Source organism: Micromonospora sp. WMMD729, from assembly GCF_049315225.1.
Classification (GTDB): Bacteria; Actinomycetota; Actinomycetes; order Mycobacteriales; family Micromonosporaceae; genus Micromonospora.
In genome coordinates this window covers 759,147-783,746 of the sequence record NZ_CP186059.1, presented here as the reverse complement: position 1 = coordinate 783,746, position 24,600 = coordinate 759,147, and the positions used below count along the sequence as shown (strand labels likewise).

The 24,600-nt window shown below is 70.9% G+C and carries 24 protein-coding genes; 5 read left to right on the top strand and 19 right to left on the bottom strand.

From position 1 onward, the window contains the following. The first annotated feature begins 5 nt into the window (after positions 1-5). Both ACN263_RS03680 and gabT read left to right on the top strand, forming a co-directional pair. Complete coding sequence (locus ACN263_RS03680) at positions 6-1,442, top strand: gamma-aminobutyraldehyde dehydrogenase (RefSeq protein ID WP_422738412.1); 1,437 nt, start codon at positions 6-8, stop codon at positions 1,440-1,442. Positions 1,443-1,445: 3 nt separating this feature from the next. After that, positions 1,446-2,717 (top strand): 4-aminobutyrate--2-oxoglutarate transaminase, encoded by a 1,272-nt coding sequence (gabT, locus tag ACN263_RS03675; protein WP_422738411.1) that lies wholly within the window; start codon positions 1,446-1,448, stop codon positions 2,715-2,717. 68 nt (positions 2,718-2,785) lie between these two features. On the opposite strand, the gene ACN263_RS03670 is transcribed toward gabT, so the two are convergent. The 9 genes from ACN263_RS03670 to ACN263_RS03630 all read right to left on the bottom strand — a co-directional run bounded on the left by ACN263_RS03670 (position 2,786) and on the right by ACN263_RS03630 (position 12,829). Beyond that, positions 2,786-3,451, bottom strand: a complete 666-nt coding sequence (locus ACN263_RS03670; RefSeq protein WP_422738410.1) for a hypothetical protein — start codon at positions 3,449-3,451, stop codon at positions 2,786-2,788. 203 nt (positions 3,452-3,654) lie between these two features. Beyond that, on the bottom strand, positions 3,655-4,500 hold the full coding sequence (locus ACN263_RS03665) for a DUF559 domain-containing protein (protein ID WP_422738409.1): 846 nt from the start codon (positions 4,498-4,500) through the stop codon (positions 3,655-3,657). A 304-nt stretch (positions 4,501-4,804) separates the two neighbouring features. Continuing rightward, on the bottom strand, positions 4,805-5,560 hold the full coding sequence (locus ACN263_RS03660) for a G5 domain-containing protein (protein ID WP_422740587.1): 756 nt from the start codon (positions 5,558-5,560) through the stop codon (positions 4,805-4,807). Positions 5,561-5,973: 413 nt separating this feature from the next. Continuing rightward, a complete protein-coding gene (locus tag ACN263_RS03655) occupies positions 5,974-7,164 on the bottom strand; it encodes a saccharopine dehydrogenase C-terminal domain-containing protein (protein WP_422738408.1) in 1,191 nt (396 codons plus the stop codon). Beyond that, positions 7,164-8,672 carry an NAD(P)/FAD-dependent oxidoreductase gene (locus tag ACN263_RS03650; protein ID WP_422738407.1) on the bottom strand — a complete coding sequence of 503 codons (1,509 nt, stop codon included), beginning with the start codon at positions 8,670-8,672 and terminating at the stop codon, positions 7,164-7,166. The genes ACN263_RS03655 and ACN263_RS03650 overlap by 1 nt, the downstream gene beginning before the upstream one ends. A gap of 73 nt (positions 8,673-8,745) precedes the next feature. Further along, positions 8,746-9,582 carry an ABC transporter permease gene (locus ACN263_RS03645; RefSeq protein ID WP_422738406.1) on the bottom strand — a complete coding sequence of 279 codons (837 nt, stop codon included), beginning with the start codon at positions 9,580-9,582 and terminating at the stop codon, positions 8,746-8,748. Beyond that, the gene (locus ACN263_RS03640; RefSeq protein ID WP_422738405.1) at positions 9,583-10,491 is read right to left on the bottom strand and encodes an ABC transporter permease; all 909 of its coding nucleotides are present in this window, start codon (positions 10,489-10,491) and stop codon (positions 9,583-9,585) included. After that, entirely contained in the window at positions 10,488-11,639 is a 1,152-nt protein-coding gene (locus ACN263_RS03635; protein WP_422738404.1) for an ABC transporter ATP-binding protein, read from the bottom strand. Before ACN263_RS03635 ends, ACN263_RS03640 begins: the two co-directional genes overlap by 4 nt. Before the next feature lie 5 nt (positions 11,640-11,644). Further along, complete coding sequence (locus ACN263_RS03630; RefSeq protein WP_422738403.1) at positions 11,645-12,829, bottom strand: extracellular solute-binding protein; 1,185 nt, start codon at positions 12,827-12,829, stop codon at positions 11,645-11,647. A gap of 214 nt (positions 12,830-13,043) precedes the next feature. On the opposite strand from ACN263_RS03630, the gene ACN263_RS03625 reads away from it, so the two are divergent. Then, complete coding sequence (locus ACN263_RS03625) at positions 13,044-13,556, top strand: Lrp/AsnC family transcriptional regulator (RefSeq protein ID WP_355053574.1); 513 nt, start codon at positions 13,044-13,046, stop codon at positions 13,554-13,556. Positions 13,557-13,641: 85 nt separating this feature from the next. On the opposite strand, the gene ACN263_RS03620 is transcribed toward ACN263_RS03625, so the two are convergent. The 3 genes from ACN263_RS03620 to ACN263_RS03610 are packed head-to-tail and all read right to left on the bottom strand — an operon-like array spanning position 13,642 to position 14,781. Further along, positions 13,642-13,830 (bottom strand): DUF397 domain-containing protein, encoded by a 189-nt coding sequence (locus ACN263_RS03620; RefSeq protein ID WP_422738402.1) that lies wholly within the window; start codon positions 13,828-13,830, stop codon positions 13,642-13,644. 1 nt (position 13,831) lies between these two features. After that, positions 13,832-14,020: a DUF397 domain-containing protein gene (locus ACN263_RS03615; protein WP_422738401.1), complete on the bottom strand. Its 189-nt coding sequence runs from the start codon at positions 14,018-14,020 to the stop codon at positions 13,832-13,834. Continuing rightward, positions 14,011-14,781 carry a DUF5753 domain-containing protein gene (locus tag ACN263_RS03610; protein WP_422738400.1) on the bottom strand — a complete coding sequence of 257 codons (771 nt, stop codon included), beginning with the start codon at positions 14,779-14,781 and terminating at the stop codon, positions 14,011-14,013. Before ACN263_RS03610 ends, ACN263_RS03615 begins: the two co-directional genes overlap by 10 nt. 584 nt (positions 14,782-15,365) lie before the next feature. Here ACN263_RS03610 and ACN263_RS03605 point away from each other — a divergent pair. Continuing rightward, complete coding sequence (locus ACN263_RS03605; protein WP_422738399.1) at positions 15,366-16,712, top strand: aspartate aminotransferase family protein; 1,347 nt, start codon at positions 15,366-15,368, stop codon at positions 16,710-16,712. A gap of 9 nt (positions 16,713-16,721) precedes the next feature. Here ACN263_RS03605 and ACN263_RS03600 read toward each other — a convergent pair whose 3' ends face one another. Beyond that, positions 16,722-17,090 (bottom strand): DUF3499 domain-containing protein, encoded by a 369-nt coding sequence (locus tag ACN263_RS03600; protein WP_422738398.1) that lies wholly within the window; start codon positions 17,088-17,090, stop codon positions 16,722-16,724. A 152-nt stretch (positions 17,091-17,242) separates the two neighbouring features. Here ACN263_RS03600 and ACN263_RS03595 point away from each other — a divergent pair, with 152 nt between their 5' ends. Further along, positions 17,243-17,692: a metallopeptidase family protein gene (locus ACN263_RS03595; RefSeq protein ID WP_007455785.1), complete on the top strand. Its 450-nt coding sequence runs from the start codon at positions 17,243-17,245 to the stop codon at positions 17,690-17,692. Positions 17,693-17,766: 74 nt separating this feature from the next. On the opposite strand, the gene ACN263_RS03590 is transcribed toward ACN263_RS03595, so the two are convergent. From ACN263_RS03590 to ACN263_RS03565, 6 genes are all read right to left on the bottom strand, one after another. Then, complete coding sequence (locus ACN263_RS03590) at positions 17,767-18,024, bottom strand: WhiB family transcriptional regulator (RefSeq protein ID WP_007455784.1); 258 nt, start codon at positions 18,022-18,024, stop codon at positions 17,767-17,769. 458 nt (positions 18,025-18,482) lie between these two features. After that, entirely contained in the window at positions 18,483-18,812 is a 330-nt protein-coding gene (locus ACN263_RS03585; RefSeq protein WP_422738397.1) for a phospholipase, read from the bottom strand. Between the two features lie 20 nt (positions 18,813-18,832). Continuing rightward, positions 18,833-20,227 (bottom strand): DUF4331 domain-containing protein, encoded by a 1,395-nt coding sequence (locus ACN263_RS03580; RefSeq protein ID WP_422738396.1) that lies wholly within the window; start codon positions 20,225-20,227, stop codon positions 18,833-18,835. Between the two features lie 74 nt (positions 20,228-20,301). Beyond that, positions 20,302-20,580: a hypothetical protein gene (locus tag ACN263_RS03575; protein ID WP_422738395.1), complete on the bottom strand. Its 279-nt coding sequence runs from the start codon at positions 20,578-20,580 to the stop codon at positions 20,302-20,304. 158 nt (positions 20,581-20,738) lie between these two features. Further along, complete coding sequence (locus tag ACN263_RS03570) at positions 20,739-23,282, bottom strand: bifunctional FO biosynthesis protein CofGH (RefSeq protein WP_422738394.1); 2,544 nt, start codon at positions 23,280-23,282, stop codon at positions 20,739-20,741. 244 nt (positions 23,283-23,526) lie between these two features. Continuing rightward, positions 23,527-24,531 carry a hypothetical protein gene (locus ACN263_RS03565; protein WP_422738393.1) on the bottom strand — a complete coding sequence of 335 codons (1,005 nt, stop codon included), beginning with the start codon at positions 24,529-24,531 and terminating at the stop codon, positions 23,527-23,529. Between the last annotated feature and the right edge of the window lie 69 nt (positions 24,532-24,600).

Sequence of the window (24,600 nt, the reverse complement as noted above, 5' to 3'; positions counted from 1 at the left end):
CCGTCATGAGTGACCAGCAGCAGCTGCGCAACTTCGTCAACGGCTCCTACGTCGACCCGGCCGACGGCGGCTACGCCGACCTGGTCGACCCCTGCACCGGGGAGGTGTTCGCGCAGACGCCGGTCTCCGGCCCGGCCGACGTCGACGCGGCGATGAACGCCGCCGCCACCGCCTTCGAGAGCTGGCGGGAGGTCACCCCCGCCGAGCGGCAGCGGGCGCTGCTCAAGCTCGCCGACGCGGTGGAGGCGCGGGCCGCCGAGCTGGTGGACGCCGAGGTACGCAACACCGGCAAGCCCCGCCAACTCACCCTCGATGAGGAGCTGCCCCCGGCGGTCGACGAGTTCCGGTTCTTCGCCGGGGCGGCCCGCCTGTTGGAGGGGCGCTCCGCCGGGGAGTACCTGGCCGGGCACACCTCGTACGTGCGGCGCGAGCCGATCGGGGTCTGCGCCCAGGTGACCCCGTGGAACTACCCGCTGATGATGGCGATCTGGAAGATCGCCCCGGCGCTGGCGGCCGGCAACACGGTCGTCCTGAAGCCGTCGGACACCACGCCGGTGTCGACGCTGCTGCTCGCCGAGATCGCCGCCGAGTTCTTCCCGCCGGGGGTGTTCAACGTGGTCTGCGGCGACCGCGACACCGGTCGTACCCTCGTGTCCCACCCGACCCCGCAGCTCGTGTCGATCACCGGCTCGACCCGCGCGGGCATGGAGGTGGCCGCCGCGGCGGCCCCCGACCTGAAGCGCACCCACCTGGAGCTGGGCGGCAAGGCCCCGGTGGTGGTCTTCGACGACGCGGATGTGGCGGCGGCGGCCGAGGCCATCGCGGTCGGCGGCTACTTCAACGCCGGGCAGGACTGCACGGCGGCGACCCGGGTGCTGGCCGGTCCCGGCGTTCACGACGACTTCGTGGCGGCGCTCACCGAGCAGGCCCGCGCCACGAAGACCGGTGCCCCGGACGACGCCGACGTGCTCTACGGTCCGCTGAACAACGCCAACCAGCTCGCCCGGGTCAGCGGCTTCGTCGACCGGTTGCCCGACCACGCGGCGATCCAGACCGGCGGCGCCCGGCAGGGCGAGCGCGGCTACTTCTACACGCCCACGGTGGTGTCCGGTCTGCGGCAGGCCGACGAGATCATCCAGGACGAGGTGTTCGGGCCGGTCATCACCGTGCAGCGCTTCTCCGACGAGGACGAGGCGGTGCGCTGGGCCAACGGCGTCGACTACGGCCTGTCCGCGTCGGTCTGGACCCGCGACCACGGCCGGGCCATGCGGATGACCCGACGGCTCGACTTCGGCTGCGTCTGGGTCAACACGCACATCCCGTTCGTCTCCGAGATGCCGCACGGCGGGTTCAAGCACTCCGGGCACGGCAAGGACCTGTCGGTCTACAGCCTGGAGGACTACACCCGGATCAAGCACGTCATGCACAACATTGAGGGCTGACCCATGCCGAGTTCGGAGGAACTGCACAAGCGCCGGGGCGCGGCTGTCGCCCGTGGCGTCGGCAGTGTCATTGGGTCCTACGTGGACACCGCCGCGGGCGGGACGATCACCGACGTCGACGGGCGGGAGTGGATCGACTTCGCCGCCGGCATCGCGGTGACAAGCGTCGGGAACTCCGCACCGAAGGTGGTCGAGGCCGTTCGCGCGCAGGTCGAACGGTTCACCCACACCTGCTTCATGGTCGCGCCGTACGAGTCGTACGTGGCGGTGTGCGAGCAGCTCAACGCGCTGACGCCGGGCGGGTTCGAGAAGCGGTCGGCGCTGTTCAACTCCGGCGCCGAGGCGGTGGAGAACGCTGTCAAGATCGCCCGGCACGCCACGGGACGACCGGCGGTGGTGGTCTTCGACCACGCGTACCACGGCCGGACCAACCTGACCATGGCGTTGACCGCGAAGAACATGCCGTACAAGCACCGGTTCGGGCCGTTCGCCGGAGAGATCTACCGGGTGCCGATGTCGTACCCGCTGCGCGACGGCGGGCTCTCCGGCGTCGAGGCGGCCGCACGCGCCATCGAGACGGTCGAGAAGCAGGTCGGCGCGGAGAACGTCGCCGCGCTGCTCATCGAGCCGATCCAGGGCGAGGGCGGTTTCGTCGTACCCGCGCCGGGTTTCCTGCCCGCGCTGCGCGACTGGGCGACGGCCGCCGGGGTGGTCTTCGTCGCCGACGAGATCCAGACCGGCTTCTGCCGGACCGGGGACTGGTTCGCCTGCCAACATGAGGGCGTCGAACCCGACCTGGTGACCCTCGCCAAGGGCATCGCCGGCGGGCTGCCCCTCGCGGCGGTGACCGGTCGGGCGGAGCTGATGGACGCGGTGCACGTGGGCGGGCTCGGCGGCACGTACGGTGGCAACCCGATCGCCTGCGCCGCCGCGCTGGCGACCATCGAGACCATGCACGAACTGGACCTGGCCGGCGCGGCCCGCCGGATCGAATCGGTGCTGGCCCCTCGCCTGCGGGCCATCGCCGAGCGGGACCCCCGGGTCGCCGAGGTACGTGGGCGCGGCGCGATGCTCGCGATGGAGCTGGTCCAGCCGGGCACCCTCGTCCCCGACCCGAGCGCCACGGCGGCCATCTCGGCAGCGTGCCACGCCGCCGGCCTGCTCACCCTGACCTGCGGCACGTACGGCAACGTGTTGCGCTTCCTTCCGCCGCTGGTCATCTCCGACGCGGACCTCATCCGGGGCGCGGACATCCTCGACGCGGCGTTCGGCTGACCCGGGCGCTCCCCTCAGCGCGGCGTCGACACGGCGGAGGGGCCCGGCGGCGGGCCCCTCGACCCACGTCAGCGCAGCACTTCGACGGTGTTGTTGCGGACCAGGTTCTTGCCCGGCTCGCGGATCTGGTCCATCGCCGCGGCGTTGAGCAGCACACAGCTGCCCGACGGGCCGGTCACCGTCACCGTGGTCGCCCGGTTGTTGTCCAGGTTCGTCACCCGCAACCGCGTACCCACGGGGAACTGCCCGCTGGTCGCCGCCGGGGCGGCGTTCTCCGCGAAGAAGGTGATCGCGCCGGAGCAGGCCGAGCCGGCTACCGGACGCGGTGCGGCGGGCGAGGCGGCGCCGGGGCGTACCCCACCGGGGGCGGGCTGGGCGGCCGCACCGTCCAACCGCTCCACCACGTTGCGGCGGATCACGTTCTTGCCCGGTTCGCGTACCAGCTCCATGGCGGCGGCGTTGAGCAGCACACAACTGCCCGACGGGCCGGTCACCGTCACCGTGGCCGCGCGGTTGTTGTCCAGGTTGGTCACCCGCAGCCGGGTACCCACCGGGAACCTGTCACTCGTAGCCGCCGGCGCTCCACCCTCCGCCGAGAACGTCACCGAGCCGGAGCAGACGGACGACCGTGCCGGAGCGGTGTCGGCGAACCCGAACCCGGTCCCCACCGCCACCCCGGCGGCGGCAACCACCGCCACGGTAGCCGCCAGCACATGCTTCCGCTGAACCCTCATCGCCGTAACTCCCGCCCTAGCCAAGTCCGTCACCCCCTGATACGGAAACAACCCCCCAACCGTTCACCCCCCGCGCTCCCGCGCTCCCGCGCGCCCCACCCCCACTCTCGCCGATCTTGCACTTTGTGTTGTTGAAATGTCGCTCTTGTGGGTATTGGTCACCACAGAAAGTGCAAGATCGGCGAGGTGGGAGCGCGCTGGGGTCACGAGAGGGCTCGGCGGACCGTGGCTTTGACGTACTCGGGGCGGCGGTAGAGGTCACGGTCGGTGAAGTAGCGCATTCGCCAGCCCGACGCGTCCAGCCAGTTGACCCGCTCCCGATCGTGTCGAAGACGATCGCGGTCCAGGTGCGACAGGCCGTCGTACTCCACGCCGACTCGCCGCTCCCGGTATCCAAGGTCGAGCCGGTAGAGCGGGATGCCGAGTCCATCGGTGACCCACAGCTGAGGCTCGGGCGCAGGCAGCCCTCCGTCAACCAGGATCAGTCGCAACTGACTCTCCTGCCGACATTCGGCCCGGCCATCCGCCAGCAGTATGAGCTGGCGGGCCTGCCGTACCCCGCGCAACGCGTCGTGAGCGGAAACCTCGGTCAGCAGGTCATCCTGGCTCACCGCGCCGGACCGGAGCGCCGCGTCGAGCACCGGCAGCGCGTCGAGCCGCCGAACGGCACGCGCCAGGTCCACCGCACACCGGGCCGCCGGCACGCAGGGAAGGCCGCCGACGAGCACCGGCCGAACAGACAGAACCGACCGGTGTACGACGACCCCGGGCAGCCGAGGCTTCGGCACATTCGCGGGAAGCTGGATGTGCACCAAATCCTCCCGCAAGACGCCGAAGCCGTGCCTGCGGGCAGCACTCTGCCTGGTCAACATGGCCCCGTCGGGGAGGCGCAGCATCAGCGCCCGTAGCAGGTCATCGTCGTCGCAGGACTCAGCCGCGTACACGCCCCTGCGGACCCGCCGAAGCTTCTCGCGGTCGAGCCGACTGCGGATCCGCGCGACGGTGAGTTCCCGCATCAGCGCATCCGTACGCCACAACTGAACAGCCATGCCGAAAGGCTGACCGCCCACCGGCCACAAGCGCCGCCCCGCCCCCACAACCTGTGGACAACAAAGCCCTCTGTGGAAAACCCCCACCCCACACCCGCACGTGCTAAGCCGCCAGCCCTCACGCCCCCACCCCCCACCCCCCGCCCCACCCCCCGCGCCGATCTTGCACTTTCTGTTGTCGATACGCCCTACTTGACGAGGATTGTGACCGCAGAAAGTGCAAGATCGGCGAGGGCGGAGGCGGGGCGGGGCGCGGGGGCGGGGGCGGGGCGCGGGGGCGGGGGCGGGGCGACTCAGGGCGGGGTTAGTCGCAGCCGTAGCCGTCGTTGTCGCGGTCCAGGTCGTAGATGTCTTCGCCGATCACCTTGACCACTCCGCTGACGTAGGCCGGGCCGTTGCCGCTGCCGCCGGCGCAGTCGACGTCGCTGGCTATCGGGACGCAGGGGCTGTAGTTCGGGTCGCAGTTGGACTTCTTCTTCGTGCCGACGGCGACGACCTCGGTGACCGGCTGCTTCGTCACGGTGGACTTGACCAGCTTCTTGCCGGTCTGCACGCCGTCGGTGGTGGTCACCTCGTAGGTCAGCGTCCGTACGCCGTCCACGCCCTTCGTGCGGACCACCCGCTTGCCCTCGGCCAGCGAGGCGTCCTTGACGGTGCGCGAACCGTGCCGGATGGCGGAACGCTCGGTCACGGTCGTCACCCGCACCACGGGCGCGGGCGCGGCACTGGAGGGGGTGGGCGCCGCGGTGACCGAGGGTGCCGCCTCCGCGGACTGGGCTTCGGCGAGCGCGTCAGGTGTCGGTTCGGCAGGTGCCGCGGCGACGGGTCGTTGCGCCTCGTCGGCGGCGGTGCCCGTGCTCTTCGGGTCCGGATCGCCGGTCAGCGCGCCGACGATGGCGGTACCGGCGCAGCAGAGCAGCAGGACGGAGAGCAGCACCGAACCGACAATCACTGCGGCGCGGCGGCCCGGGCTGGCACGGCGGAACCAGTTCGGGGCGGCGGATGGCTGCGGTCCGGGGCCGTACGGCAGCGGATGCCCCGGCCCGGGTGGTGGTTGCATCGTCACGCGGAGAAGTGTCGTCGCAACCACTGTCCGCAATATCCACCGTCGCGCTGGTTGCCTACGCCGTTCGCCTGGCGTCGATCAATCGGTGGGCGCGACCTGCATCGCCGACCGAGTCGGCGGGGTGACAAGTCGACAGGTCGACCGGCCCGTTAGGTCCGTCGAGCCGGGGCCAATAGTGCGGCCACCCGCCCACAAAATACCCGCCAAACGACCAAATCCCGCACCCCCGCAAACCACCCCCCAGAACCCCAGCCCAACCCCCGCGAACCTGTCAGCAAGCCGTCACCCACCACCCCAGCCTCGCCGATCTTGCACTTGCTGTCGAGGTTATGCCCGATAAGCGAGTGATGCCGCCGCAGAAAGTGCAAGATCGACGAGGTCAGGGGCGGGGGTCAGGGGACGGGGGGTCAGGGGGTGGGGGTTTCGCGGAGACCCCAGGGGGATCCGTAGTTCGTGAGCAGGTCTAGGAAGGGCACTGGGGGTAGGGCTTCTGGGCCCAGGACTCCTACGCCGGTCCAGACGCCGGTGGCGAGCAGTTCCAGCGCCACCACCGGGTTGACCGCGGTCTGCCAGACGACCGCCTGGTGGCCGTACTCGCTCATCGACCACTCGTTGTCGACCACGTGGTAGAGGTAGACCTCCCGGGGCCGTCCGTCCGGGCCCAGCCCGCGTACCCAGGTGCCGGCGCAGGTCTTGCCGCGCATCCGCGTCCCGAGGGTGGCCGGGTCGGGCAGGCAGGCCGCCACCACGTCGCGCGGGGACACGTCGACCCCGCGGATCCGCACCGGGGAGACACCGTCCAGGCCGACCTTGTGCAGCGTCTTCAGGACGTCGATGAACTCCTCGCCGAGCCCGTACTTGAAGGTGACCCGGCGGGCCTTGACCCAGCGCGGGATGAGCAGCACCTCCTCGTGCTCCACGTTGACGCACTCGACCGGCCCGATCCCCTCGGGGAAGTCGAAGACCTCCGGCTCGCTGAACGGCTCGGTGGTGTACCAGCCGCGGTCGGCCTCCCAGATCACCGGCGGGTTGAGGCACTCCTCGATGGTGGTCCAGATGGAGAACGAGGGCGCGAAGTCGTAGCCGTCGACGGTCAGGTTCGCGCCGTCCCGCACGCCGATCTCGTCGATCTCGCTGAACAGTTCATCGGCGGCGTACCGGGCGAACACGTCGGACAGTCCCGGCTCGACGCCGATGCCGGCGAGCGCCAGCCGACCGGCCGCCACCCATGCCTCGGCCTGCGCGAACTGTTCGTCGCCGAGCCGCACGCCCGTATCGGCGCGCGAGAGCGACATCGCCATGTCCAGGTAGTCGGCACCGGCCGCGAACGCGCCGTCGAAGATGGGCATGACGAAGCGCGGGTCGACGGCGTTGAGGACGTGGGTGATCCGGTGTTCACGGCAGAGCGCGGTGATCGCGTCGGCCGAGGAGGCGTCGACCTGGGCGGCGACGAAACGGCCGCCGTGCCCGGCGACCGCGCGGGCCGCGCGCTGCGGGTCGTGGTCGGCCACGATCATCGTCTCGAAAAAGGACCGTCGGGCGGCGATGGCTACGGCGGCGGAGCCGACGCCACCGGCGCCGACGAGCAGGACACGCATCAGGAATCAAACCCCAAACCAAGACGATCGAGAGTACGGAGCCACAGGTCGCGTCTGCCCCCACGCGCATCGGCGCGGGCCATCGACCGGCGGGTGAGATTGATGCCGACCGCGCGGACGGGTTCCGGCGGGAACGGCAGGGGCTTGCGGCGGACCAGGTCGAGCCGGGTCAGCGGGGTGTTCCCGCCGGCCAGCAGGTCGAGGAGCACGCGGGCGGAGAAGCGGGTCGCGCCGACGCCGAGGCCGGTGTACCCGGCGGCGTACGCCAGCCGACCGCCGAAGGCGGTCCCGTAGAACGGGCAGAACCGGGTGCAGGTGTCGATGACACCGCCCCAGCGGTGGCTGAAGCGCACGTCCACGAGCTGCGGAAACGTGGTGAAGAAATGCTGTGCGAGGGTGGTGAAGGTGGCCGGGCGCTGCTCCAGTTTCGGGGCGACCCGGTTGCCGTAGTGGTAGACGGCGTCGTAGCCGCCGAAGAGGATCCGCCCGTCGCGGGTGATCCGGTAGTAGTGGAACTGGTTGCCGGTGTCGGCGAGCCCCTGCCGGTTGCGCCAGCCGATCGCGTCGCGTTGCGCCGGGTTGAGCGGCTCGGTCATCAAGACGTGGTCGTAGACGGGCACCACGTACGCGCGCAGCCGGCGCAGCAGCGGCGGAAACGCGTTGGTGGCCAGCACGATCCGGCGGGCGCGGACAACGCCGGGGCGGCCCGGTGCGGGTGCGGCCAGGCCGGCGGGTGCGGCAGGGCCGGCCAGGTCGGCAGAGCGGGCCAGGTCGGCAGAGCGGGCCAGGTCGTCAGGATCGGTGCCGAGGGTGTCCGCCCGCAGCGCGACGCCGTCGGCGCGCAGCCCGGTGACCCGGGTGTGCTCGTGCACGCGTACGCCGGCCTCGACGCAGGCGCGGCGCAGACCCCAGGCCAGCTTCGCCGGGTCCACCATCGCCACCCGGTCGGCGTCGATCATGCCGCCCAGGTAGGTCGGCGAGTTGACCTCGGCGCGTACCTCGTCGCGGTCGAGCAGGCGCACCCGGTGGCCGTACCGGCGGGCCAGCTCCGCGTCGGCGGCGAGCCCGTCGAGCTGGTACGGCTCGACGGCGACGGCCAGCTCGCCGGTGCGTTCGAAGTCGCAGTCGATGCCGAACTCCGCGACGGTGTCGGCGATGTCGTCGAGGTTCTGCCGGCCGAGGCGTTCCAGCTCGCCGATCTCTTCGGGGAACCGGTCCACACCGTTGGCGAGGCCGTGGGTGAGCGAGGCGGCGCAGAACCCGCCGTTGCGCCCGGAGGCGGCCCATCCGCAGGTCCCGGCGTCGACGAGGAGCACGTCCCGGTGCGGGTCGGCGCGCTTGGCCTCCAGGGCGGCCCAGAGCCCCCCGTACCCGCCGCCGATGACGAGCAGGTCGGCGGTCTGCGCCCCGACGAGCGGCGGCAGCGGTTCGGGCCGTTCCCTGCGGTCGAGCCAGTACGGCACGGGCGCCGCGTCGGCCAGCGCCCGAGAAGCACGCGTGGGCGTCATGACGGTCGACCCCGCGCCCAGGGCGAGCGGCCCCTGGCGGGACAGCCGCGTCGACCAGCACGCCGGCCCCCGGTCATGACGGCCGCCGCGCCTGTGGTGTCGTACCGGCCAGCAGGTTGGCGCGGCGGGCCCGGCGTCCGCGCAGTGAGCTGAGGCCGACCAGCAGCAGCGCGATCGCGAACATCGCGGTGCCGATGACGTTGACCTGCGGTGGGATGCCCCGCTGGGCGGCGCCCCACACGTACATCGGGAACGTCACTGTCGTACCGGCGTTGAAGTTGGTGATGATGAAGTCGTCGAAGCTCAACGAGAAGGCCAGCAGCGCGGCGGCCACGATGCCGGGCAGCACCAGCGGCAGGGTGATCCGCCGGAAGGTCTGCCACTCGCTGGCGTAGAGGTCCATGGCGGCCTCCTCCAGCCGCCGGTCCATCCCGGCGAGCCGCGCCTTCACGGTGACCACCACGAACGACACGCAGAACATGACGTGCGCGATCACGATGGTCCAGAAGCCCTGCGGCACCCCGGCCGAGACGAACAGGGCCAGCAGCGACGTGCCCATCACCAGCTCGGGCGTCGCCATCGGCAGGAAGATCAGCACGTTGACCCCGGCCCGTCCCCGGAAGCGGTGCCGGACCAGCGCGAACGCCATCAACGTGCCGAGCACGGTGGAGACGACCGTGGCGAGGAATCCGATCTGGACGCTGCGCACGACCGCGTCGCACATGTCCGAGGTGGCGCAGGGCTGCCGCCAGTTGTCGAGCGTGAACTCGTTGAAGTCGTATGACAGGCGGCTCGACGGGCGGTTGAACGACAGCCCCGCCACCACCAGGATCGGCAGCGACAGGTAGCCGAGCACCAGCAGCGCCACGATCATCACCCAGCGATCGGCCAGCCAGCGGGAGAGTCGCATCTAGAGCACCTCCTCCGTGCCAACCCGGCGCAGGTAGCCGAAGACCACCGCGAGGATCGCCGCCATCAGCAGGAACGACAGCGCGGCGCCCTGCGGGTAGTCCAGCCGGACCAGGAACGCCGAGTCGATGACGTTGCCGACCATGTACTCGTTGGGGGTGCCGAGCAGTTCTGCGTTGATGTAGTCGCCGCTGGCCGGAATGAAGAACAGGAGCGTGCCGGCGACCAGGCCGGGCATGGACAGCGGCAGGGTCACCCGCCGGAACGCCTGCACCGGGCTCGCGTACAGGTCGGTGGCCGCCTCCAGCAGCCGGGGGTCCAGCCGCTCCAGGCTCGCGTACAGCGGCAGCACCAGGAACGGCAGGAAGTTGTACGTCAGACCGAGCACCACCGCGAACGGCGTGGCCAGCAGCCGACCGTCCGACGCGAGCAGGTGCACGTCGCGCAGCAGGCCGACGAGCGGACCGTTGTCCGACAGGATCGTCTTCCAGGCCAGCGTACGAACCAGGAAGCTGGTGAACATCGGCGCGACCACGCACACCAGCAGCAGGTTCTTCCACCGGCCCGCCTTCTGCGCGATGGCGTACGCCAACGGATAGCCCAGCAGCAGTGCCACCACCAGGGCCAGCCCGGCGTAGCCGAACGAGCGCAGCAGCTGCGGCCAGTACGCCTGCACGACGTCCGGGTAGTTGCTGAACGCCCAGGTCATCGCGTACCCGGTGGAGAGCGAGCCGCTGGGGTCGTACAGGCTCGCCGCGGCGAGCTGCACCAGCGGCACACCGAAGAAGATGAGCAGCCAGGCCGCGCCGGGCAACAGCAGCAGGTACGGCAGGAGGCGGTACCGCCCGGACCGGGCCGCCGGTGGCGCGGGCGGCGGCTGGCCCGCTTTGCTGGGCGCCAGGAGGGTCACGACGACGCACCCACCGGCTCGTCGAGCACCGGGGACGTCCGGTCGGTGTCGGCGGCGTCCCGGGGCAGCAGGAACGCGTGCTCCGGATCCCAGTGCGCCACGGCCTCGCCGCCGACCGGCACCCGCGTCGCGGTACCGCTGTTGGCGGCGAAGACCGACAACTCGGTGCCCCAGCCGGTGCGCAGCAGGTACTGGGTGCTGACGCCCACGTAGGAGGCGTCGGTGACCACACCGGTGACGTGTTGGTGTCCGTGGGGCACCTGGTCGGCGGAGCCGACCAGATGCAGCTTCTCCGGGCGTACCCCCAGGTGGACCGGACCGCGGTCGGCGCGCGACCGGCCGGCGGGCACCGAGAAGCGCGAACCGTGCGCCGTCACCGCGACCTCGCCGCCGCTCGTGCCGGCGGCCTCCCCGGCGAGGAGGTTGGACTGGCCGAGGAAGTTCGCCACGAACGCGGTGGCCGGGAACTCGTAGATGTCGACCGGGGCACCCTGCTGCTCGATCCGGCCGGCGTTCATCACCGCGACGGTGTCGGCCATGGTCATGGCCTCCTCCTGGTCGTGGGTGACGTGTACGAAGGTGATGCCGACCTCGGTCTGGATGCGCTTCAGCTCGATCTGCATCTGCCGGCGCAGCTTCAGGTCGAGCGCGCCCAGCGGCTCGTCCAGCAGCAGCACCTGCGGCTTGTTGATCAGTGCGCGGGCCAGCGCGACCCGCTGCTGCTGGCCGCCGGAGAGCTGGGCCGGGCGGCGCGGGCCGAAGCCGTCGAGCTGCACCAGCGACAGCATCCGCCGGACCTCGTCGTCGACCGAGCGGATGCCGCGCCGGCGCAGCCCGAAGGCCACGTTCTCGAAGATGGTGAGGTGCGGAAAGAGCGCGTAGCTCTGGAAGACCGTGTTGACCGGCCGCTTGTACGGACGCAGCCGGGCGATGTCGGTGTCGCCCAGCAGCACCTGACCGCTCGTCGGCTCCTCCAGCCCGGCGATCATCCGCAGGGTGGTGGTCTTGCCGCAGCCGGACGCGCCCAGCAGCGCGAAGAACGAGCCCTGCGGAATCGTCAGGCTGAGGTCGTCGACGGCGGTGAAGATGCCGAACCGCTTGGTGAGGTTGGCCAGGCGCAGGTCGCCGGCGGGTGTCTCGCGCGCCATCCTCGTCACGCCCCGATGACCTGCTGGAACTTGCCCTCGTACTCCTTCTCCTGCTTCTCGTCCAGGGCCATGAAGACCTTCGACTTCGCCAGCAGCGCGTCGTCGGGGAAGATCAGCGGGTTGGCGGCCAGCTCCGGGTCGATCTTCTCCATCTCGGCCTGGGCGCCCTTGACCGGGCAGATGTAGTTCACGTACGCGGCGAGCTTCGCGGCGACGGCCGGCTCGTAGTAGTAGTTGATCAGCGCCTCGGCGTTGCCCTTGTGGGTGGCCTTGTTGGGCACCATCATGTTGTCGCTGTAGAGCATCACGCCGGAGTCGGGTGCGACGAACCGCACCTTGGCGTTCTCACTGGAGAGCTGGATGACGTCCCCGGACCAGCCGATACACGCGGCGATGTCGCCCTTGGCCAGGTCGGGCGCGTAGTCGTTGCCGGTGAACTTGCGAATCTGCCCGGAGTCGACGGCCTTCTTGAGCTTGTTGAGCGCGTCGTCGAACTGGGCCGCCGTGAAGTTGGCCGGGTCGTGTCCGTTGGAGCCGAGCAGCAGACCCATCGTGTCGCGCATCTCGCTGAGCGCCGTCACCTTGCCCTTGAGGTCGGCGCGGGTCAGCAGCTCGTCGACGGTGCGCAGCTCCTTGGTGACACTGCCGTTGTACGCCAACCCGGCCAGGCCGGACTGCCACGGGATCGAGATCCGGTTCTCGCTGTCGAAGGGGCGCTTGAGCAGCGACGGCAGCAGGTTCGCCTGCACGTTCGGGATCTTCGCCGGGTCGAGTTTCTGGATCCAGCCGAGCCGGATCATCCGCGCCGCCATCCAGTCGGTCAGCACGATGATGTCCCGGTCGGTGCTCTGGCAGGCGGCCAGTTGGTTCTGCACCTTGCCGAAGAACTCGTTGTTGTCGTTGATGTCCTCGGTGTAGGTCACCTGGATGCCGGTCTTCGTGATGAACTCGTCCAGGCTCGGTCGCTTGGACTCGTCCTTCTCGTCGACGTCCATGTACTGCGGCCAGTTGGAGAAGGCCAGCTTCTTCTCGGTGCCGGACAGGTCCTCGCTGACGCAGCCGGCCTCGGTCTGCTGGGCGCCCTTGGTGCCACAGCCGGCGAGGCTGCCGCCCGCGGCGAGAAGGGCGGCCGAACCGAGGGTGCCGGTGAGCAGTCCACGCCGGGAGAGGGGCCGGAGGGGAGTACGCATGACGACTCCTAGGGGGTCATCGTCGGCGGCGGGACGGGGGAGGCACGCCGGCGGGAATGTCGGGAGGGTCAGGTGCCAGGGAGCACTGATCCTGACATGAGGAAACCTCCCTTACAAGGGATTCCGTTGCGGGATTAGCAGTTGACGACGAAATACGCCAGACTGCGCGGGGATACACGCGCGACATCACGATTCGGGACATGGGGAGCGCACGATGACGAACCGGCAGCACGAGAGCGGTGGCGGCGGGCGCCGCGTCGCTGTGCGTGAAGGGGCCAACCACGCTCTGCTGGACGACGTGGCCAAGCAGATCATCGAGCAGCTCCAGGAGGACGGCCGCCGGCCGTACGCCACCATCGGCAAAGCGGTCGGCCTGTCCGAGGCGGCGGTCCGCCAGCGGGTACAGCGACTGCTCGACTCCGGCGTCATGCAGATCGTCGCCGTGACCGATCCCCTCCAGCTCGGCTTCCCCCGCCAGGCGATGATCGGGCTGCGCACCGACGGCGACCTGGAGGCAGTCGCCGACCGACTGGCCGAGCTGGACGAGGTCGACTACGTCGTCATCACCGCCGGCTCGTTCGACCTGCTCACCGAGGTGGTCTGCCGCAACGACGACCACCTGCTGGAGATCCTGCAACGGCTACGCGCGGTGCCGGGAGTGCTCTCCACCGAGGCGTTCGTCTACCTCAAGCTCCGCAAACAGACCTACACCTGGGGTACGGCCTGACGGCTCGTTCTTGATCGACTCGGTTTGCAGGGAGTCGGGGTGTCCGGGGCGCTCGGATGCCCCGGTTTCCGGGATCCCGAGTGGATCAGCGTGCCGTCGACCGGACCGCGCCGACGAACGACGCCCAGGCGGCCGGCGCGAAGGTCAGGGTGCCACCGTCACGATCCTTGCTGTCGCGCACCAGCACCCGGCCGGGCAGATTGTCGGCAACCTCGACGCAGTCACCACCGTTGTTGCTGCTGCGGGTCGCGGTGCGCCAGCGCGCGTCGGTCATGTCACGCCTGCCGCAACTGGTCGACGAAGGAACGCCAACTGGCCGGCGCGAAGGTCAGGGTGCCGCCGTCGCGGTCCTTGCTGTCGCGCACCAACACCCGCCCCGGCAGGTTGTCGGCGACCTCGACGCAGTTTCCACCGTTGTTGCTGCTGCGGGTCGCGGTGCGCCAACGGGCGTCGGTCATGTCCATGTCGTGGCCACTTCCCTGATCAGGTCGATCGACTGGCGTTGGGGCAACGCCTCACCGGTGACGCTCTCCCACCTGCGTCCCAGGTTAGCCACGTCGAGAGGATCGGTCACGATCTGACCGCGGAGCTGGTTGTCGAGATACGCCAATTCGGTCCCGTCGGGCAGGCGACCCAGCACGAAAGGCCCGGCCAACCCGGTGTGCCACGGGCTCTCGGCGGGGATGACCCGGACCTGCACGTGCTCCCACTCCGCCGCCGAGGCGAGGTGCCGCAGTTGCCCGGCCATCACCGACCCGTCGCCGACCGGCCGGCGCAGCACCACCTCGTCGAGCACCGCGACGAGCTGGGGTGGGGCGTCACGGCGAAGGACCGCCTGGCGGTCGATGCGGCTGGCCACGATCTGGTCCACTTCGGAGGGCGGGACCAGCCCGCCGGTGTTCAGGATCGCCCGGGCGTACCCTTCGGTCTGGAGCAGGCCCGGCACGAGCAGCGGCTCATACGACCGCAGGCCGATGGCGTCCTGTTCCAGCTCGGCCCACGGCCGGAACCACGGCAGGTCCCGGCGGCGGAACGCCTCCGGCCAGAGATCCGCCGCGTCCCGGCGCAGGATCTCGGCGACCGCGATCCGGGTACGCGGATGCGGAATGCGCCCGGACGCCAGCCACCGCCCCGCCGTCTTCGGGTCGACGCGGACCTTCTCGGCCAGCGACTCGACCGTCTCCCCCGCCTCGGCCATCGCCACCCGCAACGCCTCGTTGGCCATCGGACTCCTCCTGCCTGCCGGCCACACGCCACGCGTGCAACACGCCCTGCCGCCCCGCGGGGAGCACGCCGCGCCGTCTCGATCGGTGCACGTGCGCGGCCCGCTCGGTGCACGCTGCGCCGCACGTTAGCCACGCTGAGTATCGATGTCTGCGGCCTACCGGCGTGTTGCGGTCGGACGTGTTGGCGCGCACCCGAGATGCCCTCGAACCGCCCCCGAGGTGTCCCACCCGGGTCCCCGATGTACACACGGGCCGACCCGGCCGTGATCCACTCGACTTCGCCGATGTCGCGGTATCAACGGTGCCCTGATGCCCCGACATCGGCGAAGTGGAGTGGATCAACCAGGCCGCGGGGCCGCCGTGCCCCACATCTGGGGCAGCTCGACAGCGTCCGAACCCCTATTGGGCGGGTCCGCGCACGATGCGGAATCCGTTGCTATCACCGCAACACCTCGCTGATTCCGTCGCATTCGGCTCACCACGCCACTGATACCACTTGCCGAACGGGACCGGGCTGTGCGATAACCGTGGGCAGAGCGGCCGGCTTCACCCCTTGACCGGCCCGACGATCGATGGGGCTGACATGGCCGACGCCACCGACCACCTCTGGATGCACTTCACCCGGATGGCGAGCTACTCCGCCGGCGAGGTGCCGACAATCGTGCGCGGCGAGGGCGCGTACGTCTGGGACGCGCAGGGCCGCCGCTACCTCGACGGGCTCGCCGGGCTGTTCGTCGTCAACGCCGGTCACGGCCGCACCGAGCTGGCCGAGGCCGCCGCCAAGCAGGCCGGCGAGCTGGCGTACTTCCCGCTCTGGTCGTACGCCCACCCGAAGGCCGTCGAGCTGGCCGAGAAGATCGCCTCGCTCACGCCCGGCGACCTGAACCGGGTCTTCTTCACCACCGGCGGCTCCGAGGCCGTCGAGGCGGCGTGGAAGCTGGCCCGGGCCTACTTCAAGCGCACCGGCCGGCCCAACAAGTACAAGGTGGTCAGCCGCTACATCGCCTACCACGGCACCTCGATGGGCGCGCTGTCGATCACCGGCCTGCCCGGGATCAAGAGCGACTTCGAGCCGCTGGTGCCCGGCGGGATCAAGGTGCCGAACACCAACTTCTACCGCGCACCCGAGCACGGCGACGACCCCGAGGCGTTCGGCCGCTGGGCCGCCGACGAGATCGGTCGGGCCATCGAGCGCGAGGGGCCGGACACCGTCGCCGCCGTCTTCCTGGAGCCGGTGCAGAACTCCGGCGGCTGCTTTCCACCACCACCTGGCTACTTCGAGCGGGTGCGGGAGATCTGCGACGCGTACGACGTGCTGCTCGTCTCCGACGAGGTGATCTGCTCGTGGGGTCGGCTCGGCGAGTACTTCGGGGCCGTCCGCTACGGCTTCCAGCCGGACATCATCACCACCGCCAAGGGCATCACCTCCGGGTACGCCCCGCTCGGCGCGATGATCGCCAGCGACCGGCTGATGGAGCCGTTCCTCACCGAGACCGGCATGTTCGCCCACGGGGTGACCTTCGGTGGGCACCCGGTGTCCTGCGCGGTGGCGCTGGCCAACCTCGAGGTGTTCGCCCGCGAAGACCTCGTCGGGCACGTACGCGCCAACGAGGACGCGTTCCGCGCCACCCTGGAGAAGCTGCACGACCTGCCCATCGTCGGCGACGTGCGGGGCGACGGCTACTTCTACGGCATCGAGCTGGTCAAGGACAAGACCACCCGGCAGACCTTCGACGAGGCCGAGTCGGAGCGGCTGCTGCGCGGCTTCCTGTCCACCGCGCTGTTCCAGGCGGGCCTGTACTGCCGGGCCGACGACCGGGGTGACCCGGTCATCCAGCTCGCCCCGCCGCTGATCGCCGAGCAGCGACACTTCGACGAGATCGAGCAGATCCTCCGTACCGTCCTGACCGAGGCCTGGTCGCGGCTCTGACCGTCCGGGTCAGTGGTTGGGGGGGATCACCCGGAGGTGGCCCCGCCGGCCGGTCTGGTGGGGGTTCTCCTGGTGGGGCTGGTCGGGCTCCGGGGGGCGGGGCGCCGGGCGGGCGGCCTCGCGGACCGCTTCGGCCAACGCGACCAGGTCGTCAGTGGTGGGCGGGGGCGGCTCGAACTCGCCCTCGTGCCGGACCACGTCCCAGCCGCGCGGGGCGGTGAGGCTGCGGGCGTGCTGCTCACACAGGTCGTACGTGTGCGGCTCGGCGAACGCCGCCAGCGGGCCGACCACGGCCGTCGACTCGTTGTAGACATAGGTCAATGTGGCGACCGCTTGCCGGGGGCAGCCGTTACGGGAGCAGCGCCGTGGTGACCTCACGGCGGCAGGGTATCTCCATTACCGGGTCCGGCGCACCGCTTCGCGTTGCGACACGCCCGTCGTGGTGATCACAATTCGCGGTCCGGGTCGCGCCGCGCCACGCTGGCGGCGGTGCCGCGGGCCGGCCTGGCCCGGGGGCTACCCTTTGCCTCATGACGAGTCCGGAACACCGCCGCCCCGGCCCCGGCCGGCGTGCGCACCGCGACCGGCACGGGCGTGGCCTGCGCGGGCGCCTGGTGCCGGCGACCGTGCCGCTGGCGCGGACCAAGGCGGAGGTCTTCGACGACCTGGTACTGGACACCGTCGAGACGTTGGAGCGACGGTTCGCCAAGGAGCTGGCCGGCGTCGAGTTCGCGGTCGAGGACGTTCCGCCGGACCTGAACGTCTACGACTCCGACGTGCTGGAGGACGGCGAGGTGCCGCTGGCCCGCCTGCTGCCGGGTCGCCCCGGCCGCCAGGAGGTGCCGCCCCGGATCGTGCTGTACCGCCGACCCCTGGAGTTCCGGGCGATGGACCGCGAAGATCTCGCCGATCTCGTCCATGACGTGATCATCGAGCAGGTGGCGAACCTGCTCGGGGTCGACCCCGACGAGCTGGCCTGAGCCGGGCGCCCCCACCGCCCTGACTCCGCGCCACCCCCGACTCCGCACCGCCCAGGCGGTGCGCTGCACACCGCTCAGGCGGCGCGCCGCTTCAACTTGCGCCGTTCCCGCTCCGAGAGCCCACCCCAGATACCGAACCGCTCGTCGTGGCCGAGAGCGTATTCGAGGCATTCGGTCTTGACCTCGCAGCGCGAGCAGATTCGCTTCGCCTCGCGGGTCGAGCCGCCCTTCTCGGGAAAGAACGCCTCGGGGTCGGTCTGCGAGCACAAGGCCCGCTCCTGCCACTCCGGCGCGTTTCCGAGCAGGTCGGCCACCTCAAGCTGGCCGTCCATCAGATGCCTCCTTGTCGCGCACCGGCGTCATCGCCGCTGCAACCCCCCACGCGAAAGGCGTGCTTGTCCGTCCGGTCCCGTTTTGTTGCGTTCCGTGCGAACAACCCCATTCAAATTACACGCGTGTAATGCGTGCGCCGTCAAGCCAAACTTGATAATGGAGTCGCCCTCCCGACAACCCTGGCCGGCCACCAGGACCGTCCAGCCTCGCAACCTGCCCTATCGATTCAGACCCCGGCCGAGTAACGCCCTCTCCGGCGAGTTGTCCGACTTTTCTGCCGTGGCGCTCCTCCCGACGGCCCGCCGGACGGGGAGCACCGGCACCTCCTTCACAAAGCTGATCTTGGTGGGGGACAGGTTAACGCGGGTCGGCGCAGACCGCCCGTCGAGCTGTGGACAGCGCTCGCACCCCGCCCACGATGTGGACGGGGTGCGAGCGGAAAGAGGGCGCGAAGGGGTCAGCCGGCAGCCCCGAAACCGCTGCTCGGCCAGGCGAACTCGGCGATACCTCCACCATGGACAGAAACCGTGCCGGCGGACGTGTTCGCGTCCCACCAGACGGTATAAATCCCGGCGGCAAGATCGGGGTAGACCGCACTGTGGAACGAGCCGTCCCGGACCCGACGCTCCCGCACCGCCGAGTGGACCCGCCGCTCGCCGTCGCGGCTGATCTCGATCTCCCGGCCGTGCAGATCCCGACCGGTGTAGATGATCAGGGCACCGGTGTCGCCGCCGAGATCGAGGACGACACTCCCCGTCTCCGACGGCCCGTACGTGTGTTCGTGCACCGCTGCTCCACCGCCCGAGATCAGGACGACGCCGGCGGGTTGTTGAACCCGTCGTACGGCGTACCCAGGTAGGGGAAGTTCGCCAGGAACGGCGCCGTGACGTCGGCGGCGCTGAGCCCCGGGGTGACCGCGCCCGCCGCCGCGTCCGGACGGAACGTCTTGTCCACCAGCGGCACGGTCACCCCGGCGATCGCCCGCAGCGCGATGCTGACCACGTCGTCGCCGACCCGCCGCCCGTTCGGGAAGCCGGCCAGGTCGCCGCCGAGCACCCCGAACCGGTCCGGCCGCCGGTTCGGCGCGATGGCCGTGTTCAACCGCAGCATGTCGGCCTGCACGTCGCCGGTGGCGTTCGTGAAGCCGTCGATCAGGCCGGCCGGTACACCGGTGAGCAGGATGGCCACCAGGTCGGCGCGCGCCTTCTTGGACTTGTTGAGCTTGTCCAGGTTGGGGAAGACGTCCGGGTAGAGGGCCGGCAGCAGCGCGGCCAACTCCGGCTGCTCGACGAACCGCGCGAACCGCTTGTCCTCCGACGGCGGCAGCGAGTTCCACAGGTCCTTCTTGGACATCGGCACGATGACCTCGTTGAACAGCGGGTTCCCCAGCCGGGAGACCTGGGTGAACGGGCCGGTGGAGGTGTCCGCCCCACCCCGGTCGCCGAGCACCCGGACCTGCCGGCGCGACGCCGACGTCCACACCCCCAGCAACGACGCGGCGTCGGCCGGGCCGTACCGGTTGGCCCGGCGGCGCACCTGCTTCAGCGGCACCTGCACGGCGATGCTGTGCACGTTCATCCGGTCGGTGGCGTTGACCGGCTCACCCTCGGCCTTGAAGATCTTCTTTCCGGCCACGTGCAACTGCTGGAACGGCCGCAACGTGCCGAGGTCGAAGATCGCTCCCAGGTCGACGAAGAAGCCGTCCGCCCGCTGGCCCGCGAAGACCCGCTCCCCCGTCGACAGGGTGTACGTGGCCTGCCGCACGAGGTCGGCGTACTTCGGCGTGGACAGCGGGCCGACGTTGCACGGCGGGCAGGGCAGCTTGTGCGCGAGCCGGTGCTCCCGACCGTCGGTGATCCGGGTCAGGCTGTAGAACTGCCGGCGGTTCCAGTTCTTGCTGTCGAGCGACTCGATCGGCCCGGTGTTGTAGAGGAAGCTGTTCGGGTTGGTGATCTCGGTGGTGAACTCGAACCGGTAGGTGACGTCCGGATGACCGTCACCGTTGTTGTCGATGTGGATCTCGTAGCGCACGTCGTCGCCGAACTCGAAGAAGTTCGGCCCTCCGGACGGCAACTGCAACGGCACGTAGTTGGCGATCAGCGTGACCGTGTCGGGCTTGTCGGGGCTGACGAACGCGTAAAGGTCGGAGCTGTCGGCGACCGGATCCTTGGCTATCTCCGGGGCCTCGCGGTGGGAAGACATGACGGACCAACCTCACTGGGCAGGGACTGATGGCGGGGCGGAGGGCGCTGCTCAGCGCCGGGCGTGGGCGCTGGTCAGCGCTTGGCGGCGCGGCGCAACCGGTCCGCGAGGCCGCGGTCGCGTACCTCGATCCGGGACTCACCGACGAAGACGTCCATCGTTCCGGACGCGGCGTCGCGCAGGTGCACGATGATCGGCTCGTCGGCCCGACCCGCCGCGCCCGGCGCGTTCTGGGCGGCCGACAGGCCCGGCACGGTGAGCGCGGCGGCGCCGAGGGTGGCGCTGGCCGCGGCGGTCAACGTCTGCCGGCGGGTCAGTCGCGGCCAGTGCCGCTTCCGCTGATCAGTGGTCATGGGGAACCTTTCCGGCGGCGGCGCGCACGCGCCCGCGGTGACGGGTCCGGTGCCGCCGACCGACGCCGCCGGGCCCCTGGGGGAACACCGGCGGCGGCCCTCGCCGCGACCGCCGCCGGCACCGCTTGGTACGGCCGGCGGCGGGAAATGGTTCGACCTCAGCGGCGAACGTGACCGTATGCGGTCGTCCGCTTGCGCGCCGGCCGCCCGGCCGCCGTCGCGATGCCCCGCAACTGCTCCTCGGTACGCGCCGACCCGTTTCCGGAACCGGCCATCCGGGAGATGGTCTCCTCCATCAGCGTGCCGCCCAGGTCGTTGCAGCCACCCTGGAGCATCGCCACCGTGCCCTCGTCACCGAGCTTCACCCAGGAGCACTGGATGTTGTCGATCCGGCCGTGCAGCAGCAGCCGGGACATGGCGTGCACCACCCGGTTCTCCCGCCAGGTCGGCCCGGGGCGGGCGATGCCGGCCAGGTAGATCGGGGCGTTGGTGTGCACGAACGGCAGCGCCACGAACTCGGTGAACCCGCCGGTACGGTCCTGCACACCGGCCAGCACCCGGAAGTGGGCGAGCCACTGGCCGGGGTGGTCGACATGGCCGTACATCATCGTGGAGCTGGACCGGATGCCCAGCTCGTGGGCCGTGCTGACCACCTCGACCCAGGCGGCGGCCGGCAGTTTGCCCTTGGTCAGCACCCAGCGCACGTCGTCGTCGAGGATCTCGGCGGCGGTGCCCGGGATGGTGTCCAGTCCGGCCTCGCGGAGCTGGGTGAGCCACTCGCGGACCGGTACGCCGGCCTTCGCGGCGGCGGTGACGATCTCCATCGGGGAGAACGCGTGCACGTGCATCTCCGGCACCCGAGCCTTGATGGCGCGCACGATGTCCGCGTAGCCGGTGACCGGCATCTTCGGGTCGATCCCGCCCTGGAGGCACACCTCGCTGGCACCGGCCGCCCACGCCTCCTCGGCGCGGTCCGCCACCTGGTCGACGGAGAGCCGGTAGGCGTCGGCATCCCGCTCACGCTGGGCAAAGGCGCAGAACCGGCAGCCCACGTAGCAGACGTTGCTGAAGTTGATGTTGCGGTTGACCACGTAGGTCACGTCGTCGCCGACCGTGTCCCGGCGTACGTCGTCGGCCAGCCGGCACAATTCGTCCAGCGCCGGCCCGTCCGCCGCGAACAGCGCCAACGCCGCGTCGGTGTGGGCGGGGTCGAGCAGCGCCGCCGGGTCGTCCGCGGCGAGCCGCAGCCCGGCCGTCAGGTCACGGTCCGCGCCACCGCCGGCCGCGATCGGGGGTACGCCCGATCGGCGCGCCGCCGCCTCGGGGGTGACCTTGCCGGCGACCTCGGCCCAGTCGCCGTAGACGCTGTCGAAGTCGCCGCGCCGATCGTCGGTCCGGCCGGTGGTGTCGATGGTGGCGTGCAGGTCGATCCGGCCGCCGAACACCTCCTCCGGCTCCTGCCAGGGCCGGCCCTGCGGCACCGCCAACTCCACGGCCATGCCGGTCGCCGGATCGGCCAACGCGCTCACATGCGGCAGCAGCCTCGGGTCGAGCCACGGGTCGCCCGCCCGCACGTACTCGGGGTAGATCGTCAACCGCTCCCGCAGCGTGAACCCGGCCAGCTCGGTGTGCTTCGCCAGCTCCTCGATCTGCGGCCACGGGCGCTCCGGGTTGACGTGGTCCGGGGTGAGCGGCGAGACGCCACCCCAGTCGTCGATGCCGGCCCGCAGCAGCAGGTCGTACTCGCCCGCGATGAGGTTCGGCGGGGCCTGGATCCGGGCCTTCGGGCCGAGCAGCAACCGGGCCACGGCCACCGTGGCGGCCAGGTCGTGCAGCTCCGCGTCGGGCATGCCGCGCATCGCCGTGTCCGGCTTGGCGCGGAAGTTCTGCACGATCACCTCCTGGAGGTGGCCGTACTCGCGGTGGGCGCGGCGGATCGCGAACAGCGCGTCGACCCGCTCGGCGGGGGTCTCCCCGATGCCGATGAGGATGCCCGTGGTGAACGGCACCCCGACCCGGCCGGCGTCGTCGAGCACCCGCAGCCGGACCGCCGGTTCCTTGTCCGGTGACCCGTAGTGCGGGCCGCCCGGCTCGGACCAGAGCCGGGTGGCGGTGGTCTCCAGCATCATGCCCATGCTCGGCGCGACCGGCTTCAGCCGTTGCAGCTCCGACCAGGACAGCACCCCCGGGTTGAGGTGCGGCAGCAGCCCCGTCTCCTCCAACACGGCAACCGCGCAGGCGCGCAGGTAGTCCAGGGTGGAGTCGTAGCCGCGCTCGTCCAGCCAGGTGCGGGCCGCCGGCCACCGCTCCTCCGGCCGGTCACCGAGGGTGAACAGGGCCTCCTTGCAGCCCTGCGCCGCACCCTCCCGGGCGATCGCGAGGACCTCGTCGCGGTCCAGGAACGGCGCCGGCAGGCGGTGCGGCACGGTGGCGAAGGTGCAGTAGTGGCACCGGTCCCGGCAGAGCCGGGTCAGCGGGATGAAAACCTTCTTCGAGTACGTGACGACACCCGGCCGCCCAGCCTCCCGCAGCCCCGCGTCACGGATTTGACCGGCCACCCGCAGCAGCTCGTCAAGAGCCTCCCCGCGAGCGGTGAGCAGCGCGGACGCCTCGTCAAGGTCCAGCGCCCGGCCGGCAGCGGCCCGACCCAGCGCCCGCCGCACGCTCGCCTCGCCGGGCCCGGGGTGCATCCGATCAACCATCCGCCCACCCTATGCGCAGCGCCTCCCCGCCCGCCCCAGCCCGCCCCAGCCCGCCCCAGCCCACGGCGATCTTGCAGTTTCGGTGGCGACACGAGGGGCATAACACTCATAACGACCACCCAAAGTGCAAGATCGGCGAGCGCTCGCCGATCTTGCACTTTCTGTCGTGGCACACCGGGCAATTCACGCGAACCGACAACCGAAAGTGCAAGATCGGCGCGCGGTTGGCGGCGGGGGGTGTGGGTCAGCGCGGCGGGTTGTCGGGGTTGATGTGCTGGGTGCGGTCGTTGTCCTCGCTGGCCGGACGCGAGATCGCCTGGGTCGGGTCGGCCGACGGCGGCTCGGCGGACTGACGCGGGATCGCCTGGGTCGGATCGGCCGACGGCGGCTGGCCGAACGGCGGCGCGGGCGGCGCGGACTGCGGGCCCGGGTTGGCCGGCGGCGCGGACTGCGGGAACGGCGGAGCAGACTGCGGGCCCGCCGGGAACGGTGGCGCGGACTGCTGGTGCGGCGGCGCGGACTGCTGGTGCGGCGGCGCGGAGTGCGGGGCCTGGAACGGCGGGGACGGCTGGCCGTACTGGCCCGGGAACTGCGCCGGCGGGTAACCGCCCGGCTGACCCGCCTGCGGGTAACCGCCCGGCTGGCCGGGAGTGGGCCAACCGCCCTGCGGCTGACCACCGGGCTGACCCGGGGCCGGCCAACCAGCGGGCTGCTGCGGCCAGCCCTGCGGCGGCTGCCCGTACACGCCCGGCTGCGGCTTCGGCTTGGGCACGTAGTAGAACGCCCGCCAGATCGTGAAGACCACCCAGGCGGCCACCGCGAAGATCACCAACCAGGCGAACCGGGTGAGGATGCCGAGCAGCGCGTCGAAGATCTCCGCGTCGGCGAGCCGGCCCACCGTCCAGATGAGCATGGTGAGCGTGCCGAACAGCGCGCTGAACGCGTACTCGCCGAGCGCCACCTGCGTGATCAGCTTTGCCTTGGGCAGCACCGGCGCGACGTGGGTGGCCAACAGTACGGCCAGCAGCGGCAGGACCACCGCCTCCACCCCGATGAACGAGAAGAAGGAGCTGCCCGCCCGACCGGTGAAGTCGGTGTAGTCGGCGGGACTGATCAGCCGGAGCAGCCCCACGAAGAGGAGAACGGCGTTGGCGCCGAGCAGGGCGAGCGCACCCAGTTCGCGCAGTGGCTTGGTCAGCTGGCGGGCCTGCGTCGCGTCGGCGGACGCGGGCTCGGCGGGGCTGGTCACGAGCTCCCCCTCGGGGCATCGGACGGACAGGGCGCACGTGAGCCTAGTCTCCCCGGGCACCGGCGGACC